The sequence below is a fragment of the Klebsiella sp. 141198 genome (genome assembly GCF_050600785.1).
In the GTDB taxonomy this organism is placed as follows: domain Bacteria; phylum Pseudomonadota; class Gammaproteobacteria; order Enterobacterales; family Enterobacteriaceae; genus Klebsiella; species Klebsiella aerogenes.
In genome coordinates this window covers 1,085,262-1,104,204 of sequence record NZ_JAQIRM010000001.1, presented here as the reverse complement: position 1 = coordinate 1,104,204, position 18,943 = coordinate 1,085,262, and the positions used below count along the sequence as shown (strand labels likewise).

The window sequence follows — 18,943 nt, the reverse complement described above, 5'->3', positions numbered from 1 at the left end:
ACTAAACTTGCAGGGCGTTGAGGCCTTCATGGAGAGAAGAGAATGAGTTTGATGGATGCGCTGATCGGTGAACGTACAATTGCCCTGAATCGCTATCAGTTGGATATACCCTCATGCCCATCGCCGCTTGATGTGGAATCGTTTAGCGGCACCGAAATGTTAAGCCAGCTTTATCATTACAGCATCAGCTTTACCAGCGCGGATAAAGATATTGATGTCGCGCATATGCTGAGCAAACCCGCCTCACTGACTATGGGGGGCGGTATTCTACGAAGCCTGGCGCAAAGTCGGCGGGTTCACGGCGTTATCACCGCCTTCAGCCGCATCAGCAGCTCTGCCGATCAGGCTGCCTATCAGATCACCCTGGAACCGTACTTATCCCTGCTCGATAAACAATTTCGCAGCCACCGGTTTTTCGTTAACCAGTCGGTGCCGGAAGTGGTCGTGCAGATCCTGCAGGAACATAACCTACACGGCTGGGAGTATGAGTTTAATCTCAAACATAATTATCCAAAACGTGAGCAGATAAACCAATATCAGGAAAGCGATCTGGCATTCATTCAGCGCTTGCTGGCCGAAGTAGGCATATTTTATTACTTCACTTTGCAGCAGGAGGCGCAGAGCGAAGTTGTGCATTTTGCTGATGCGCAGCGCGCGTTGATCTTTGGTAAAACACTTCCGGTTAATAGCCCATCAGGGATGAGCGACAGCGGAGAAGAATCGATTTGGGGACTGAGTTCGACGCATAACGTGGTTGAAGCGAGTGTTATCACCCGGGATTATAACCACCGAGACGCGCAGAGCATCCTTCAGTCAGCGCCTGCGGACATGACTCGCGGGGATGGCGAAGGCAACACGTATGGCGAAGTGTATCACTACCAGCCGCGTCATCTGGCGCGCGGAGACAAAATCGAGCCGCAGGTGGAAACCGCCAACTTTTACGCGCGTCTCGACCATGAGCGTTTTCTGGCCAGTCAAACGTTAGTTACTGGCGTTAGCACGGCGCCATGGCTAGCGCCGGCACAAGTCCTGACTCTCATTGATAATCTGCCGCCGGTTTTACCTGCATTATTGCAAGATCCTCTGTTGATCACCGGCGTTGCGCTAAGCGCCAGCCGCAAAGACGCGCTGCAGGTCAGCCTGCAGGCGGTACCATACCGTGAGACAATCTGTTGGCGTCCGCCGCTGCTACCGCGTCCATTGGTGACCGGCACGATGACGGCACGAGTGACCAGCGCTAAAACCGGTGATATCTATGTCTGGCAGGACGCCTGCGGATTGTATCGGGTGAAATTTGACGCCGACCGGGACGGAAAGTCGCCGGGACGGGAAAGTATGCTGGTGCGGCTCGCCAAACCTTACGGTGGTGACGAGTATGGTTTTCATTTTCCGCTGATCCAGGGAACGGAAGTGGCAATCGCCTTCCATGAAGGCGACCCGGACCGCCCATATATCGCACATGCCTTACACGACTCCCGCCATGTTGATCTGGTGACGGAAAAGAACAGTACGCGCAACGTGATCCGCACGCCGACCAACAACAAGCTACGGATGGAGGATAAGCGCGGTGAAGAGCATATCAAACTCAGTACCGAATATGGCGGCAAAACACAGCTGAATTTGGGGCATCAGGTGAATGCCGAGCGCGCGCTACGCGGGGAAGGCTTTGAACTACGTACCGATTCGTGGGGGGCGATACGTGCGGGGAAAGGCCTGTTTATTAGCGCCGATCTGCAACCAAAAGCCGGAGGGTTACAGCTGGATATGCAGGCTGCGAAGGATGCGTTGCAGGCTGCGCTTCAGGACGTGGAAGGTATTCGTGCTGCCGCCGAGAAAGCAAAAGCTGAACTGGCGGATATTGAAAAGCAAAAACAACTACTGACCGAAACATTAGCGGAATTAAAACAACAGGCGCTGTTACTGTCAGCCCCTGCCGGGATTGCGCAGGTTACTCCCGCCACTATGCAGCTGTCATCAGGCGATAATTTAATTGTTACTTCCGGCTCGAATGCGGATATCAGCATTGGCAAGAAATTCCGTCTCGGGGTGAAAGAAACGATTAGTTTATTTGCGCAATTGATGGGAATAAAAATTTATGCCGGTAAAGGTAAAGTCGACATTCAGGCTCAAAATGATGCACTGGATCTTCTGGCCCAAAAAACGCTCACTATTGCCAGCAAAGACGAACAAGTGATTATTTCGGCGGCGACAGAACTGTTGCTGAACTGCGGCGGCGCCTATATTCGCTTGAAAAATGGCGATGTTGAAATCGGCGCTCCAGGTAGTCTTCGCCTGAAATGTACAAACCTGCAAAAAATGGCGGCTGCGTCCTTGCATTCCAGCATAGATCTCCCTGCACCCTGTGCTTCAGCCATGGATACCGCTGGCGGAACTCAAAGTCCAACGGTAACCTTTAATTAAAGAACAATAAATGATGAAAGCGTCAGTAAATTATAATTATGCTGAAGATGTCTTGCGCTTGAAGATTAAAAATACCAAGCAGCAACTTCATAATAGCTTTGTCACCAAAAATCAGTTGTGTATTTTAATGATCGACGCCGCGATCGCCAGATTTCGTCAGCAAGAACAATCGCTATATACGCCTCTACTGGCAAGGGAATATATCAGAGTTCCTGTTGCGCCTCGTTATCTGTCAGCGGAGTTCGAACCACGTTTAATTCCCCTCGATTTATCCATTGCTGATGATGTGCTGTTGCTGGAGATGAGCGCAGAGCTGGCTTGTAATGAAATTCATCCGCAAAGTATCACTCAAGGATATGGCCGGTTAATATGTGGCTGGCTTTCTTGTTCTACTTCGCCGGAGGCATTAGCACTTCATTTAGCGAAAAGCGCGCTGCAGGAGCGTGAAGGGCAGGATACGCTGCTACGCTTTTATGATCCTGCCGTCGCGCTGCCGTTATGGTCATTATTAGATAACTGGCAGCAGCAACGTTTATTTGGACCATTAGCAGCCTGGTTTTCTATTGATGGAGATGGTCAATGGGTTCAAAGGAAGGGGGCGGAACAACAGAATATTAGATTATCTTATTCTCTGTCATTGAGTGAAGATAATTGGCGCGATATTCAGTTTATCGGCATTGTAAATCGCATTATGTGCCAATATCGCTGTTCATATATTAATGAGTTGAGATTTTCCGAGCAGCAGGTATTTACCCGGATTATTCCGGCGCTCCGCCGTGCATGGGAATTTCCATTTCATCATCCACAAGATTTGACCCTTTATGGCACGCATGCTTTAACCATATCTCCCGATTTTGATCGCCATATAGATTTATTGCAGGCGCTTCAGAAAGGCCCAATAGAAAGCAATCAAACATATCGTGCAAGGGTGGCAAATTTCAGTGAGCGCCAATGGCAGCGAATAAAGGAAGAGTGCACGCAATATCAATACCAGGGCGAACAATAAGAGGAGTACAGGGATGTCTAATCATCAATGCGATTGTAAGGCGCAGGGGCCGGCATTATTACCGGTACGTTATGCTGTAGTGCCAGACAGTATCGAAGGGGAATTACCACAGTGGGCGCGGCCGGCGACGAGTGATTATCCGCATCACGACGGCTATCATTATGCGTTACGTGCTATGCGCCGGGGATTTATTTATATCTACTACCCGCATATACCTTCATGGGAGGCCTGGTCGGTAAGCGATGATGGCAGCTTATGGAAACAACTTTCCGCGGAAAACGTGCAACCGAAATCGCAACCTGATTGTATTAAAGGGTCCTACAATCAGGGCGGCAAAGATTTCATAACCTTGCCTGCGCATGTGCTGGAAAATGATATCTGGATAGCGTTCAGCCAGCGTCAATGGAGCAAGACAACGCTGGATAGTTATCAAAACGACAGCGATCGTCGCGAGGCCAGAATGCAATGCCTGAGCCAATCGCTCTGGGATAGGCCAACATCAACAGCTCCAGTAACGGAAGCGACGGAAGACAGTTTGTCGTCGGTGCTTGATTATATCCCTATGCGGGGAAATCAATTAAGTCCGGCCCAACTACTTCCTTATGAAGGGGTTGTTGATCAAGTGAGTTATTTTTCCAAATATGAATATCATCTGTGCGATGAAACGCTGCCGCAATGGCGGCGCTGGCGAGCCTCGTTATGGGGAGAGGAGATAAAAGCGGGCTCTGCGATAAAGCCGCAGTGGACCTTATACCCTTGGCGATCTAGTCGCGGGGTAGGAAGTACGCTGCAGCAAATGCAGCAACGAGGGGTCAGCGCTGAGGGTGCTCCGATTAAGCCTTTGATGATGGCATTACATGATGCCACGGGTATAATCCATGAACTCACCGGCTGGTCTAACGGTATTTTAGCGTTACAGCAGAAATTTTCCGACGAGCGGCAAGTTGAATTATCGACCCTGAATCTTATTAATGGTGTAAGACAGCTTATTATCAAGAGTAATTATCCGCAGTTAACCGAACGCCTTGAAAAAACGCGGCTGGATCAAGCCGCGATGGATGAGACATATCGACGATATCTTGAGGATAAAAAAAAGGATGGTACTGATATACGGGATATTCGTAGTCGTGAGGAATTTGAAACCTGGAATACGCGTGGTTATATAGACTTCAGGGCGTTCAGCATCGCCGAAGACGAACTGGAGAAATACGACTGGATGTTAAATCCAGCGCGGTTAGAGTCGTTTAATGATACCGTCGATTTACTGACTACGCGGGTGAGTAACCTGCTGACCTGGTTAATTGAGTTCCGTATTGAGTGGTTACAAACTCCCATTTTTATTGCCGAGACGCAGGATTTTTGTTCAAACGATCCGGTAGATAATCTTAGCTATCGTGAAATAGTCGCTTTCGCAATCTCGGGTATTGATATCAATCCTAACGGCCAACTACTGCTGGATCGCTGGATAGCCGAATATAGTACCAGGAGTGCGAATAATTTAGTCTGGCGAACGCACTTTTATAATAATCCCGAAATTATGGCCGAAGCGGAGGCATTACTTACCCTTGCCAGGCAGGCAAAAACTGATGTGGTATTGCCAGAACAGGTGCTTGAATTCTTTGACGCTAATAGTGTTAAGCTGATTAAGATTTTTAAAGGCTTTGAAAAGGCTACGGATGCCCTGAAAAGTAATTTATCTGAGAGTGCCGAACTATCGCAAAAAGTGCTTTACAGTATGGACCAATATATGGCGACCGTCGTCGCACGTATTTTTTCGGCCACGGGAATCGGCCGAATATTGGATAATATACGCGGCGTTATTACCCATGCGATATTTTCCCTTGCAGCAGGGAAAACCGTAGCGCAAACCAAAGCCTTTGCCAGCCGGTATTTTGGCTGGATGTATGAACGTCATACCTATGTTACCGGCAACGTTTTTTATAATCCGGATAAGCCCAAAGCACAGTCTAATCTTAATTCGGCCAAAGAACGGTTTGCCAAACTGAATGAATCCTTTGCCGAGTATGGCCAGGAGCAGGAGGGGGCAGCGGCATTTAAGACGACCAGCATCAGAATCCTGGTAACTTTCTTGAATATTTATGAACTTAGCAATCTGTATCGTCACAATAAGGGAGATGCCGCCAGCCAGGCGAAAATCGCCAGCTCCGCCCTTGTGACGACCAGCGGAATCATCGATGTAGCTATGCCAGCAATGGAAAAGGCCTGGCAGGGTAAAAATGGTTTGCAGTATCTGAAAATGTCGGGCGCCGGTTGCACGATAATTGCGTCGGCCATTTTGCTTGGCCTGGATGTAGCCAGGGTGTATCAAGAAAGTAATACAGAACAACGAGAATTGTTCGTTGGTCTTTATAGTGTAAAAGTCCTGAGCGATCTCGCAGCGATAGTTAAAGCGAATGGTAAGCTGCTGGAAGCGCTGATTGCCCGCTTTGGTTGGGAAACCGCCGTTGCTTCGCGCGCAACATGGCTGGGAAGACTGGCGAAGTCTGCATTCTGTGGACTAGGTATCGAATGGGTAGGATTACTGGCTTCCTGGCAAGTATCGCTGCTTATCATGCTCGTTGATTATGTCGCGACACAATACTATTCTCGCGATGAGCTGCAAAAGTGGTTTGAACAAGGCATCTTTGGCAATGCATGTGAAAAAAATACCGATGATTTTACTGCAGAGGACATCAGTACTGAAATAGCTCGCTGCCAGCAGTCATTAGAATATGCGCTAAATAAAATGGCGGAGCCGCAAGAAGAGATTAAACAAGATGTAATAATTCAGGAGTCATCTTATCCACTTTATAAAGATCCGCTAGTTTCTAAACTAGAGGAAAAAACCAAACAGGATGAATGGAAAAAGAGATCACCATACCCTATTTATAAGGGTTAAGTTGTTTCTGTACTGGCAACAGGTATTGATTGATGGATTGATGAAGTAACAGGGCGTATAAACCTGAACTATTCAACCATCTATCTCTTTTCAGCTTATTGTGGCGACCTTACGCAGTAATTGAGTAATATTAACGGAAACTGTTTGTAAAGGATTATTGAAAGCTTATGTTAACAGGTGTTGTGAGGTTAAATGATCGGCTAAATAGTGGTGGTCGTGTCATTTCGGCATCGTCAACAACGATCGTTGACGGACAACCAGTTGCTTTGTTGGGTGATAAAGTAATATGTCCGCTAGATGGCCATGGTGAGAATTATATTATTGAGGGTTGTCTTCAGTGGATATCCGATAACAAACCCGTTGCCGTTGATCGCTGTGCATGCCTGTGCGGTTGTTATGTTATCTCTAGTCTTTCTGATACGGGAATAGGATAATATAATGGCCTGGAATATACCAGAGAAACAAAAATTAATTGATGTGTCACCAGTCGCATGGGGAAAAATGACACTATTCTTCATTGTCTCTCTAATTTCGATCGCGGTTGCATGTGTCTCATGGTATTATTTTACGCATGATGCGAATTCTGTCCTGTATGCGCTTATATTATGTGCAAGCAGTCTGGCGATACTTTTGCTGTTCGCCGGATGGCGTTCATTTCAGCTTGGTATTTGTCTTGAAAAAAATGCAGTAATTAAGGCAGAGAATGCTGCATTGGACAAGATTTACTCTGCGTGGGCGTCGGAATATATCAGTATTGTTGATTATCACTTCATGTTCCCGGAGCAGGCGCAAGTTGAGAACCTGAAACAAGGCGGTGAGATACACATTATCGGGCAACAACCGGTGATGTTTCCTGTTAACGTTGATTATAATACATTATTTTACGAACTGCTTTCACCACTACGTTCTGTTTTAATTACATTAGCAAAAAAGAATAAATTGAAAGTTGTCTTCCCTATGGGTATGCCTCTTGATACTGCAGCATGGCAATCCTTCACGCTGGCATGGCGAAAATTAGGGATGCAGGAGGAGAGCATTCAAACACCTGCGTGGATGATGACTCACTATGCTGAGCAAATTGATGAATGGCTTAATTATACCGATAATAACTTTCGCTTAATTATCACTTTTGACCCCCTGGTTTCGCTTGTCGGTAATGGGGCAAATAGTGCCAGCGATGGTGTTTGCGCGTGGCTTTGCGCACCTCCTGCAACAGATAAGAATGAACAGCAAAAGGAAAAAATCAGAATTTATCGTGCGATGGCGACAAATTCCGCTGAGTTAACTCAAGACCTGGCAGATGTTCTCAACTTTCAATCGTCTACGGGTATTATCGAAAAAATATGGATTGGTAAAATTAAGAATCAAGCAGCATTAGGTCAAGCTATTAAAATTCTCAATGCTAATAATGGTGAAGAAAAAGTCAGACATCATTTCACGGAATTTATACTGGGTAGGCAGGGAAGAAATAATATGTGGGCAGCGTTATCTCTATCACTGGCATCATCAGGTGATAACGGTTCTGTAAATCTTATTGTGTCAGAGGATGAGGCTGGGGTCGTGCTATCTAAAATAAAGATCCTGGGGAAGCGCGATGCAAAAATATAGTTTACTAAGATTACTGGGTGTTGCCATATTGGTCGGCGTGATTGGCATTTTGGCTGCAATAGCAATACATTTATGGGGAGATGATTTTGGACTGACAGGTAAGGCGGGGAAAGTATCTTGCTGGTTTGCTTTTATGTTTGTTTTTTTATGCGCATTTAAACTCCTTAGATTAAATTCCTATTTTTCAGTATTCAAACGCTACGCTTATGCAACCAAAGCAAATCCATCGACATCATACCTGGCGAAACGCTTTTCAGCGCTACATACCTACCGCACGCCTGAAAATGATGAAACCAATGGCGAAGAAAATAGGTATTACGCGGAATTAAACGACTACCTGAAACAGCAGTATGGTTATTTCTGGCCGTCGAAAGTTCGTATTCTGATGGTGACGGGTAAAAGCGCTGATGTGGAGCAAGCTATTCCTGGCCTGATCGATCAATACTGGCTTGAGGCGAATGGAACCGTTTTGCTGTGGGACGCTGAGTTGACAAAACAGGGCGATCGCACCAAGCGTAATGCGGTTTGTAAGCTTCGCCGCCAACCCGATGGCGTCATATGGATAACATCGGCCTTCGACCAGCTGACCGTGCTGAGTGGGGATGCAATAACTCCGGCTTTATCCACTATGGATATAGACAGCATCGCCCATACCCTGAATGCCCGTTATGTTCAGCAGCGCAGGCGTCTACCGCTATACGTCTGGTCCTTACACCCGCGAGCTGGGGAACGACGAGGACAAATAACACAATCAATAGGTTGCCTGTTGCCTGCCAACTGCACGCCAGAGCAATTCCGTCAGTTGGTGGATAATCTGGCCGGGCAGCTGATCGCTCGTGGAATACACTCAGTAAGTGACAGCCATGAAGACGCATTTTTATTGCGCCTTGCCGATCAATTGACCCGGTTTCCTGAATCTATTGTTGGTCCCTTATCCGCATTCTTGTCGTCCGCGCGGCCTTTGCCGTTGGCCGGTATCATGTTCGGATCTCAGGTCCAGGAGCTCTCCCATGGCGCGGATCATTACTGGCGGAAGGATAACCGCTGGGATGTTCTGCTTGAGTCGCTTGCGACGTTACCCGCGGGACTGAAGGCCCATAAAACGGGTTATTCTCTAGTAAAAATCATGACCGTTATCAGCGCGGTGCTGATGTTGTTGTGGGGAGGCGCTATGTTCGTCTCTTTTGCGGCCAACCGCCATTTGCTGGTCACAGCGCAGGAGCAGGTGCAACGAGCAGCAGCGCAAAAACAGCCACTTGCCGAACGCCTGCATGCGCTGGCCGCCGTGCAGAAAACGCTGGCTCAACTGACATACCGCAAAGCGCACGGGGCGCCTTGGTACGCGCGCGCCGGATTAAGCCAGAATGATGATTTGCTGGCGGCGCTCTACCCACGCTACGGCGTCATGGCGCTACCGCTGGTTCGTGATGCGGCGGCGGAACATCTTCAGCAGCAGTTACAGGCTTTCGTGCAATTGCCGCCGGAAAGTCCGCTACGTGAACGGCTGGCTAAAACCGCCTATAACCAATTGAAGCTCTATCTCATGCTCGCCCGCCCGGAAAAAATGGATGCAGGCTGGTTTGCTCGCGAGTTGATGCGCAACTGGCCGCAGCGGGATGGCGTGACGGACGGCTTCTGGCAGGGCCGCGGAACGTCTCTACTGAGATTTTACGCAGCCAGCCTGGCGTTACATCCGCAGTGGCGGTTGCCGGCCGATCCCACGCTGGTCAGCCAGGCCCGTACACTGTTAATTCGCCAGTTAGGTAAACGTAATAGCGAATCCACCCTCTATCAGCAAATGTTGGCGCAGGTGGCGAACCAGTATGCTGATATGCATCTGGCGGATATGACCGGTGACACCGACGCCTCACGCCTGTATACCACCGATGCGGTAGTCCCGGGTATGTTCACCCGCAACGCCTGGGAGCATGCCGTGCAGCCGGCTATTGAAAAAGTGGTTAACGCGCGCCGCGATGAAATCGACTGGGTGCTCAGCGATAACCAGCTTCCGGTAGCGCAGGCGGCGACGCCGGAAGCGCTTCGCGAACGCCTGGCGGAACGCTATTTTGCCGATTTCAGCGGCGCCTGGCTGAACTTTCTCAATAGTCTACGTTGGCAGCGCGCCGCCACGCTGTCGGATGCCATCGATCAGCTAACTCTGATGGCGGATGTGCGTCAGTCGCCGCTGATTGCGTTGATGAATACCTTGAATCTACAGGGACGAACCGGACAGCGCGGCGAGGCGATAACCGATTCGCTGGTCAAATCAGCGAAAAATTTGTTTAACCGTGAAGAGCAGCCGCTTATCGATCAGCAAGGCGGCCTGCGGGGGCCACTGGATGCGACTTTCGGCCCGGTGCTCGCCCTGATGGATAATCGCGATGGCAGCATGTCTGGTAGTCGTTTGAATCTACAAACGTTTCTGACCCGCGTGACACAGGTTCGTTTGCGTCTGCAGCAGGTGACTAATGCGGCCGATCCGCAGGCGATGACGCTGGCGCTGGCGCAGACGGTTTTTGAAGGTCGGGCGGTGGATCTTACCGACACCCGAGACTACGGTAGCCTGGTGGCGGCAGGGCTAGGGCAGGAGTGGCGTGGCTTCGGCCAAACGGTGTTTGTCCGCCCGATGGAGCAAGCCTGGCAGCAGGTGCTGACTCCGGCGGCAGAAAGCCTCAATGCCCGCTGGCGTAGCGCGGTGTTTGATGACTGGAACCGGGCATTCGGCGGGCGCTATCCTTTCAAAAATGTGAGCAGCGAGGTCTCTTTACCTCTGCTGGCGAAGTATCTCAACGCAGAGAGTGGCCGCATCAGTCATTTCCTGCAGACCCGGCTTAATGGGGTGCTGCATAAAGAGGGAAGCCGTTGGGTGGCGGACAGCATCAATGCCCAGGGGCTGACATTTAACCCAGCCTTCCTGCGCGCGATGAATACCCTGAGCCATATTGCGGATGTGGCATTTACCAACGGCGAGGCTGGAATGCACTTCGAACTGCGTCCGGGAACCGCGGAAGGCGTGATGCAAACAATGCTGGAGGTCGATCGTCAAAAACTGAATTACATGAACCAGATGCCGACCTGGCGTCGCTTTAGCTGGCCGGCGGACACCGAAGCGCCGGGGGCCAGTTTAAGTTGGATCAGCACCCGGGCGGGAACCCGCCAGTACGCTGACCTGACCGGGGCGTGGGGCTGGATCCGGCTACTGGATAAAGCCGCGGTGAGAGCTTATCCGGGCACAGGCAGTAGCTGGAGCCTGAGCTGGAAAGCGCCGGATGGACTAATGCTGAACTATACGCTCCGTACCGAAGCCGGCGAGGGGCCGCTGGCGCTGTTGGCGCTGCGCAACTTTACCCTGCCAGAGACCATTTTTATGGTCAGCGCAGAAACGACAGACAGTGACCTGGAGAGTGAAAGCCGAGGGGAGGATATTTATTAATGGCATCGGTTCTTACATTGATTAATGCTTGCCAGGCCGTGCCTGAAACGCTTGTTGCCCAAACGCAGCAACGTCTGCTGCTATGGGAAAGCTGGCTGCAGCCAGCCGCAGCCGATTCGCCGACCGGCAACGACCCTGGCTATAACGATGATTTCCAGCTGATGCGCGAAGAGGTGAATAAGCTTTCGGGAGCGGATACCGATCTCATTTGCCAGCTTGCGGAAAAACTGTTAACGACCGTGACTCGTGATATCCGCGTCGCTTCCTACTACGCCTGGGCTCGCCTGCATCGCGATGGCGAAGCCGGCCTGGCCGATGGGCTGGAATTGCTGGCGGGGTTAATGCAGCGTTTTGGCCTTCATCTGCACCCGCAGCGTGAGCGCAGCAGAAAAGCGGCTCTTGACTGGCTGGCCAGCCAGCGAATGCTCGACAGCCTCTCGCTATTCCCCGAAGTGAATAATAGCGTCGCGATGCGCATTACCGGAGCCTTGTTGCTTATCGAGCAGGCAGAAGAGGGGGCCGTCCCCGGCGCGCTGTGCGGCGTCCTCGAAACCCGGTTGATGAAATCCGGCGGCCCGGAGGCCGTAGTACCACAGAATATCAGCGATACACCGCTAACGGCAGCAGTCAGTAGTGCGCCGCAGACAGGTACGATTACGTCTGGTCAGGAACTTCTGACACAGGCGCGGGTGCTGGCAAAATATCTCAGCGATCGGCCTGACGGTTGGCTCTCTGCCTATCACCTGATACGAAGTATCCGCCATGACACGCTGCACCAATTACCCCCTCTATTGGCGGACGGCAGGACCCGTATCGATCCGCCAAAACCTGATCAGCGGGCGTTGCTGAAGCGCTTGTATCTGCAGCAGAGCTGGCTGGAGCTGCTGGAGCAGGCCAGCGAGATGTTTTCCCGCGCAGCGAATCATCTGTGGCTGGATTTGCAGTGGTATGTTCACCAGGCGTTGCTGAAATCCGGGCGCGAGGCGGAAGCCAATATTATTCAACATGACCTACAAGGACTTCTGGCTCGCTTAATTGGCCTGGAGGAGCTGGCGTTCAACGACGGCACGCCGTTTGCCGATGAGGTGACCCAAAACTGGATTCAGCAACTGGTGCTGGATAATGCCTCCTTCCGGGACGATGCCGTGTCTGGCGCTGTAACGGCTTCCGGCGATGACCCTATCCTTCAACTGGAGCCCGAAGCGCTGGCGCTAGCCGACAGCGAGGGAGCCGATGCGGCGCTGTCCTGGTTACAGCATCGTCCAGGAATAACGACTCCGCGAAGCCGTTGGCTGCTGCGATTATTGATGGCGAGGGTTGCCGAACAGACTGGAAAAAATGAACTGGCGCAGCATTTGTTGGCGGATCTTGACGCGCAGGCCGCCACACTTTCTCTGGCGCAATGGGAACCAGAGCTGCTGTTTGAGGTCTGGGCCCGCCATCTTCGACTTTTGCGGGGTAAGGCCGGGCGCAGTGAAACGGACAAAAATCGTTTGCAGCCGCTGATGGACCGCTTACTGGCGGAATTGATCGCCATTAATCCCGCCCGAGCGGCGGTACTCTGTGTTTAAAAGCCCGATCGTCATGGATGAATAACGGAAAACCTACGATGGAAGATTTAACCCTACGCTATTTTGACGCTGAAATGCGTTATCTGCGCGAAGCGGCAAAAGAGTTCGCCCAAACGCACCCCGATCGGGCGGCAATGTTGGATCTCGACAAAGCCGGTACGCCGGATCCCTACGTGGAGCGGCTGCTTGAAGGCTTTGCGTTTTCGATGGGCCGCCTGCGTGAAAAGATCGACGATGATCTACCGGAGCTCACCGAAGGGTTGGTCAGTATGCTGTGGCCACATTACCTGCGCACTATTCCGTCATTATCGATAGTGGCTCTCATGCCGGAACTTACGGCGATGAAAATGGCGGAAACGGTACCTGCTGGTCTGGAGATAACGTCCCGCCCGGTGGGGCCGAAAAATACCCTTTGCCGCTACCGTACCACTCGCGATGTGACGCTGAATCCGATAACGGTGGCGAAAATTGCCATGGTCAGCGAGCCGGACGGGCGTTCGCTCCTGAGGATTCGTTTTGCCTGCAGTGGCCAGGCTGACTGGTCCCACGCCGATCTGCGCCGCCTGCCGCTTTATCTCGGAGAAGACGCTGTAACCGGCAGCGCCCTGCATTTGTGGCTTACCAAACGCCAGGCCGCGATGTATCTGCGCCTGCCAACGCAAGCTGAGCGGATAAAGATTAACGGCTATTTCTCACCGGGTGGATTCGGCGAGGAGGACGGCCTGTGGCCGAAGGGAGAGAGTGCTTTTAGCGGTTATCAGCTATTGCTGGAATATTTTTCCTTCCGCGAAAAATTTATGTTTGTCCATCTGCAGGGTCTGGACAATTACACCTTTCCTGCTGGGATAACTCATTTTGATATCGAGGTGGTGTTCAACCAACTTTGGCAAAGCGATTTACCCATAACCGAAGACTGCCTACGCCTGCACTGCGTACCGGTGATTAACCTGTTCACCCTGGAAGCGGATCCGTTAACTATCAGCGGCCTGGAGAGCGAATACCTGCTGCGGCCGAAACGTTTGCAGGACGGACATACTGAGATTTATTCCGTTGATAGCGTCACCGGCTCAGGGCGATCGGGCGAGGCGCGATATGTCCCTTTTACCAGTTTCCGACATCGGGGAGGAATGATGCGCCGCCATACGCCGGAGCGGTATTACCATACGCGCGTGAAGCGCGGCGTCAGCGGAATGCACGACACCTGGTTAATCCTGGGCGGCCAGCGCTGGGAAGCCGATCGGGGTTTTGAAAGAGAAACCGTATCGCTACGTATCACTGGCACCAACGGGCAATTACCGCGCCGGGCGTTGCAAAGCACCGTGCTTGACCGCTGTGACCAGGTTTCAGAAACGCAGCTGAGCGTGCGGAATCTGTGTAAGCCGACGTTGCCTGCTTACCCGCCCGCAGAGGATCGCTTTCACTGGCGGGTTATGAGCCATCTGGGTACTCGTTTTTTAAATATGATGAGTAACGCCGAGGTACTTCGCGGCACGCTGTCACTCTATAACTGGCGTGATGATGAGCTGAATTACCGCCGTCTTGAGGCGATCCAGTCGGTCAAGCATCATCGTCTTCAGCGTTTTGAAGATGGGTTTCTGTTACGAGGGTTGGAAATTGAAGTGACCCTCGACAGCCGAGGGTTCACCGGCGAAGGGGATATTCATCTGTTCGGCGAAATGCTGAATCGCTTTTTTGCCCTCTATGCCGATATGAATCAATTCAACCAGCTTACGCTGATTGTTCAGCCAGAAGGGAAATATATTCGGTGGAAAGAGAATCACAATCCGCGCCTGCCCGGTTGATAGCGAAGGCCCGGGAGCGGTTGCCGTACATGAATTTTTATCGCTTCAGTCAGTTGCTTGAACAGAGCCAGCCAGAGGCGCCGTTGACCGGTGGAGGCTGGCAAATACGGCATGAACCGATACGCTTTCGACCACATCCGGGAATGGGATTCCCGGCCAGTGAAATTCGGCAGCTTGAAATGCCTGAAGCGGATGTTTCGCACTTACCGCCCTCGCTTCGCGTCACGTTTATGGGATTGTACGGAGTCGAGTCGCCGCTGCCGACGCACTATATTGATGATATCGCGCAGCGCCGCGAGGGGTATGCCGCCGCAGCGGATTTTCTGGACATTTTCAACCATCGGTTGATTAGCCAGTATTACCGCATCTGGCGTAAATATTCATACCCGGCGACATTTCAGGCTGGCGGCACAGACAATACCTCGCAGTACCTATTGGGATTAGCCGGGTTGGGGATTACGGGGTGCGCGGCCGCGGTGGATATACCGTTATCACGCTTTTTGGCGCTGCTGCCATTGATGCTTCTTCCGGGACGAACGGAGGAAGGAATGAGGGCGTTGGTTGAACTGCTGGCGCCGGAAACTCGTGCCGAGATCTTTCATCACGACCGCTGTCGTATTCCGCTGAAAAAGGCGCTGACCATGAGCGTGAGGCATCCCGTTAGCCTGGCGGCCAGGCCGGTCATGGGAACCCACGGCACGGATGTTAATGGTCAGGTGTTGTTACGTTTAACGACCAGCAACCATGAGGAAGCGCAGGGATGGTTGCCCGGGGGGGAACGACTCCAGGACCTCATGGCGTTGCTGCATGTTTGGCTCGGCACACACCTGGATGTGCGCATTCAACTATGCGTCGCCCGTCATTTATTGCCGGAAGCGCAGCTTACCTGCCAGTTAACAAAAGCGGTGCGGTTAGGGCGTACTGCAGTGCTGCGCCCGCTAAATCCACATCGCAGTTCGAATGACATTATCACCATTCATCCAGGGCGTTATCAGCGCGTCCAGGAAAATATTCACCGAAGGGAGCACGATGAAGATGGCGACTATCGCTGGTAAATATTCCGCTGCGTTATTGGCGATGATTTTCTCGACGGCCTTGGCCGGTTGCGGCTTGACGCAGAGTGTGAAGGACGGGGCGGTCTCAGTGACCAGGTCTATTTTTTATAAGCAGGTGAAAACACTGCATCTGGATATTCGCGCCCGGGAAGGGGTGAATAATAACGCGCAAGGGGCATCGCTGGCGACCGTAGTACGTATATACCAGCTCAAAGATCGTAAGGTGTTTGATGATACAGATTATCCTTCGCTGTTTGCTGAGGATAGCCAGGCGATCCAAGGCGATTGGCTTGCCGAGAAAGATATTCGTCTGCGCCCCGGAGAATCCGTGGCTGTTGATATGCCGCTGGAGGCGGCAACGCAATACGTCGCGATCGCGGGGATGTTTATGGCGCCTGACCTGGCTGGGAACAGCTGGCGGCTGGTGTTGACTCGCGACGATCTTGACGCGGACAAACCGCGGGTTATTGAGGCCGGCCATAACCGTTTAACCTTGCAACCGTTGAAGGATAACTAAGATGCCGCGCCCCTCGCTTTACGACACGTTGTTCGGTAATTTTTCCGGCGGTCTCGACCTGCATCAGGTCAGCGAAGAAAATCAGGTCATTCTTTCGGTGCTCGATAACATGCAGCGTATTCTTAATTGCCGGGCGGGAGCATTGGCGCATCTCCCGGACTACGGGCTGCCGGATATGACAAAAATCCTCCAGGGGATGCCGGGCACCGCGCACCAGCTTATGACCACGCTGTCTGCAGTACTACTCAAATACGAGCCGCGTCTAAGCAGCATTCGTGTTGAGATGTTGGAACAGACACAGCCTGGCGAACTGCGTTATGCCATTGACGCGGAACTGAAGGAAATTGGTCTGGTGCGTTATGGCACGGAGTTTATGCCTGAGGGTAGGGTGCTAATTCGCCATCTCAAACAGCAACAGTACCTGGACGCCCGTACCGCCATTTAGTACTCACTTTGGTTAATCCTTATGACGACATATTCTGAACGCCGCCTCACTACCGGGGGGGACCCGCGCACGCAGGCGGACTACGCAAAGCTGCGTGAAGAAATGCAAAAGCTCATCCACCCGGCGCGCCCGGACGTTAACTGGCGATATGCGGAACAGTTATGCCTGTCGCTGTTTGATCGTAACGGTGTGGATCTTCAGACAGCAGCCTGGTACACGCTGGCCCGCACGCAGTTGGCTGGATTATTTGGCCTCAATGAAGGTCTCGCTATTCTTGAAACGTTGATTACACGTCAATGGGGCGCTTTGTGGCCGCAGCCGGTGCATGCGCGGATGGAAATCGTCTGCGGGTTGAGCAAGCGGTTACAGCAGGCGCTGCGCACGTTAACCCTGGCATATGCCGACCTCAGCGAATTATATCAAGCGGAAACACATCTAAAAGCGCTCGATGCAGCCCTGCAACGGCTCGAGCTAAAGCATGCCGGTCAGTTGGATGTCCTGGTCGCTCTGATACATAACGCCGCCGTGCGGCTGGAAAACAGCGACGGCATAGCTCGCGCCGATAATTCGCAGCACGCCGGCGTGACCGTGCCGGGGAACGCAATTATTGAGGTTGATGAGTCGGTTGAACGGATAAAACGGGTGTACATTGCCCCCGCGGATACCACTGCGGAGATGGCGACAGCTTGTGACCTTCCGTCGGCGGTACAGCGCTGGCGCCCCTTTGCTGCCGGTATGATCACCATGCTGTTGTTAACGGTGGCGACGATATGGGGATGGCGGGTTCACTATTCATCAGACCAGGAGCAAGTGCAATTCGCCGCCAGCCTGGCGCCATTGCCAGTGGCGCTTTCGGCTGAGCAGCTGCGTTCCTTTCAGCCGCGCTCGCCGTCAGCTGATAAGGGGATACTACAGACCCAGCAGCAGCTGGCGCGGCTGGCTGAGCTCAATCCGGATTGGGCTATCGATGATGGAGAGCGATTGGTGCAGCAGGCGCTAACGCTGTGGCCTGAGCAGGCTCAAACGCTCTCCCGGCAGTGGCGGCAACAGCTCGCCGCCGCCGCGCTGCCGGTTGAAAATCTCAATGGATGGCATCAAGGAATGAAGCAGTTGCAGCAATTGGCCCAGCGCCTTGATGCGCTGGATGAACAAAAGGGAAAATATCTAACCGTAAGCGAGCTGAAATCAGCGGTGTTCGCAATGACCCAGTCGTTTAATCGTACTGTTCCGCTCGAAGAACAACTGCGTCAGCTGGCGGAGATGCCGCAAGAGCAGGCCCAAAGTTCAGCGCAGCAACATCAGGCAGAACAGCATTTGCAGCAGTTGATTACTCGTTATGCCTTGCTGAAATTAGACATGAAGGAATAGTCGTTATGGTTGCTGCGATAAAGGGCTAGCTAATCTAGCCCTCCTGTATATCAGGCGCCAAATGCGCCATCTATGGTGTGCATTGCCCCCGTCACAAACGATGATTCCGGGCCTGCCAGCCAGGCAACCATTGCCGCAACTTCTTCCGGGCGGCCATGCCGCTTAATCGCCATAAAACTGTGCATCAGTTCTTTCATAGGGCCGTTCTCCGGGTTGGCATCGGTATCAATAGGGCCCGGCTGCACGATATTCACCGTAATACCGCGGGGGCCAAAATCTCGCGCCAGCCCGCGCGCCAGTCCCTGCAACGCGGACTTGCTTAACGCGTAAGCCGCCATGCCAGGCATCGGCATGCGATCCCCATTCACCGAACCAATTATGATAATTCTACCGCCTTCCGGCATCGTGCGCGCCGCCTCGACGGCCGCATGGTAGGGGGCATGAATGTTGATGCGGAACAGACGGTCGATCGCATCGCTATCTTGCTCCAGCGCATCGCCAAAGAGGGCTATACCAGCATTAACGACCAGTACATCCAACGGCCCGCTATCGCGAACTAGCTTGATCACTTCATCGCGATCGGCGCTATCGGTAAATACCGCGGTACTGCCGGTTTCGCCAGCCAACTGCTGTGCCGCTTGCTCTGAACCCGCGTAGCTGAAAGCCACCGACGCGCCGTCGGCACGAAAGCGCCGTACAATCGCCGCGCCAATGCCGCGACTCCCGCCCAATACCAGTACCGATTTGTTATCAAATACAGCCATGACCTTTGCCTCACTATATTGTAGTGATCGATACAATATTGTTCAGCGGTGAAA

Annotated in this window: 13 protein-coding genes; 12 read left to right on the top strand and 1 reads right to left on the bottom strand. The window is 52.2% G+C overall.

Annotated features, from left to right (window positions below):
• Positions 1–42 precede the first annotated feature (42 nt).
• The 12 genes from PGR10_RS05290 to PGR10_RS05235 all read left to right on the top strand — a co-directional run bounded on the left by PGR10_RS05290 (position 43) and on the right by PGR10_RS05235 (position 18,125).
• The gene (locus PGR10_RS05290; protein ID WP_430923080.1) at positions 43–2,421 is read left to right on the top strand and encodes a type VI secretion system Vgr family protein; all 2,379 of its coding nucleotides are present in this window, start codon (positions 43–45) and stop codon (positions 2,419–2,421) included.
• Positions 2,422–2,431: 10 nt separating this feature from the next.
• Positions 2,432–3,427, top strand: a complete 996-nt coding sequence (locus PGR10_RS05285; RefSeq protein WP_430923079.1) for a DUF4123 domain-containing protein — start codon at positions 2,432–2,434, stop codon at positions 3,425–3,427.
• 13 nt (positions 3,428–3,440) lie between these two features.
• Entirely contained in the window at positions 3,441–6,326 is a 2,886-nt protein-coding gene (locus tag PGR10_RS05280; RefSeq protein ID WP_430923077.1) for a T6SS effector BTH_I2691 family protein, read from the top strand.
• Positions 6,327–6,493: 167 nt separating this feature from the next.
• Complete coding sequence (locus tag PGR10_RS05275; protein ID WP_087859424.1) at positions 6,494–6,760, top strand: PAAR domain-containing protein; 267 nt, start codon at positions 6,494–6,496, stop codon at positions 6,758–6,760.
• Between the two features lie 4 nt (positions 6,761–6,764).
• Complete coding sequence (locus PGR10_RS05270; RefSeq protein WP_430923076.1) at positions 6,765–7,934, top strand: hypothetical protein; 1,170 nt, start codon at positions 6,765–6,767, stop codon at positions 7,932–7,934.
• The gene (locus PGR10_RS05265; protein ID WP_430923075.1) at positions 7,921–11,367 is read left to right on the top strand and encodes an ImcF-related family protein; all 3,447 of its coding nucleotides are present in this window, start codon (positions 7,921–7,923) and stop codon (positions 11,365–11,367) included. Before PGR10_RS05270 ends, PGR10_RS05265 begins: the two co-directional genes overlap by 14 nt.
• A complete protein-coding gene (gene tssA, locus PGR10_RS05260) occupies positions 11,367–12,938 on the top strand; it encodes a type VI secretion system protein TssA (protein WP_430923074.1) in 1,572 nt (523 codons plus the stop codon). The genes PGR10_RS05265 and tssA overlap by 1 nt, the downstream gene beginning before the upstream one ends.
• Before the next feature lie 38 nt (positions 12,939–12,976).
• Positions 12,977–14,740 (top strand): type VI secretion system baseplate subunit TssF, encoded by a 1,764-nt coding sequence (gene tssF, locus PGR10_RS05255; RefSeq protein WP_430923073.1) that lies wholly within the window; start codon positions 12,977–12,979, stop codon positions 14,738–14,740.
• A 29-nt stretch (positions 14,741–14,769) separates the two neighbouring features.
• Positions 14,770–15,795, top strand: a complete 1,026-nt coding sequence (gene tssG, locus PGR10_RS05250) for a type VI secretion system baseplate subunit TssG (RefSeq protein WP_395226337.1) — start codon at positions 14,770–14,772, stop codon at positions 15,793–15,795.
• On the top strand, positions 15,776–16,312 hold the full coding sequence (gene tssJ / locus PGR10_RS05245) for a type VI secretion system lipoprotein TssJ (protein WP_183269068.1): 537 nt from the start codon (positions 15,776–15,778) through the stop codon (positions 16,310–16,312). Before tssG ends, tssJ begins: the two co-directional genes overlap by 20 nt.
• Before the next feature lies 1 nt (position 16,313).
• Positions 16,314–16,757, top strand: coding sequence for a type VI secretion system baseplate subunit TssE (tssE, locus tag PGR10_RS05240; RefSeq protein WP_087859431.1), 444 nt, complete (start codon positions 16,314–16,316; stop codon positions 16,755–16,757).
• 21 nt (positions 16,758–16,778) lie between these two features.
• The gene (locus tag PGR10_RS05235; protein WP_430923072.1) at positions 16,779–18,125 is read left to right on the top strand and encodes a VasL domain-containing protein; all 1,347 of its coding nucleotides are present in this window, start codon (positions 16,779–16,781) and stop codon (positions 18,123–18,125) included.
• 50 nt (positions 18,126–18,175) lie between these two features.
• On the opposite strand, the gene bdcA is transcribed toward PGR10_RS05235, so the two are convergent.
• The gene (bdcA, locus tag PGR10_RS05230) at positions 18,176–18,889 is read right to left on the bottom strand and encodes an SDR family oxidoreductase (RefSeq protein WP_213316229.1); all 714 of its coding nucleotides are present in this window, start codon (positions 18,887–18,889) and stop codon (positions 18,176–18,178) included.
• Positions 18,890–18,943: the final 54 nt, after the last annotated feature.

Bases quoted from the DNA above. Each gene is read 5' to 3' on its own strand.
- PGR10_RS05290 (WP_430923080.1), top strand. From the start codon at position 43: ATGAGTTTGATGGATGCGCTGATCGGTGAACGTACAATTGCCCTGAAT.
- PGR10_RS05285 (WP_430923079.1), top strand. From the start codon at position 2,432: ATGATGAAAGCGTCAGTAAATTATAATTATGCTGAAGATGTCTTGCGC.
- PGR10_RS05280 (WP_430923077.1), top strand. From the start codon at position 3,441: ATGTCTAATCATCAATGCGATTGTAAGGCGCAGGGGCCGGCATTATTA.
- PGR10_RS05275 (WP_087859424.1), top strand. From the start codon at position 6,494: ATGTTAACAGGTGTTGTGAGGTTAAATGATCGGCTAAATAGTGGTGGT.
- PGR10_RS05270 (WP_430923076.1), top strand. From the start codon at position 6,765: ATGGCCTGGAATATACCAGAGAAACAAAAATTAATTGATGTGTCACCA.
- PGR10_RS05265 (WP_430923075.1), top strand. From the start codon at position 7,921: ATGCAAAAATATAGTTTACTAAGATTACTGGGTGTTGCCATATTGGTC.
- tssA (WP_430923074.1), top strand. From the start codon at position 11,367: ATGGCATCGGTTCTTACATTGATTAATGCTTGCCAGGCCGTGCCTGAA.
- tssF (WP_430923073.1), top strand. From the start codon at position 12,977: ATGGAAGATTTAACCCTACGCTATTTTGACGCTGAAATGCGTTATCTG.
- tssG (WP_395226337.1), top strand. From the start codon at position 14,770: ATGAATTTTTATCGCTTCAGTCAGTTGCTTGAACAGAGCCAGCCAGAG.
- tssJ (WP_183269068.1), top strand. From the start codon at position 15,776: ATGGCGACTATCGCTGGTAAATATTCCGCTGCGTTATTGGCGATGATT.
- tssE (WP_087859431.1), top strand. From the start codon at position 16,314: ATGCCGCGCCCCTCGCTTTACGACACGTTGTTCGGTAATTTTTCCGGC.
- PGR10_RS05235 (WP_430923072.1), top strand. From the start codon at position 16,779: ATGACGACATATTCTGAACGCCGCCTCACTACCGGGGGGGACCCGCGC.
- bdcA (WP_213316229.1), bottom strand. From the start codon at position 18,889: ATGGCTGTATTTGATAACAAATCGGTACTGGTATTGGGCGGGAGTCGC.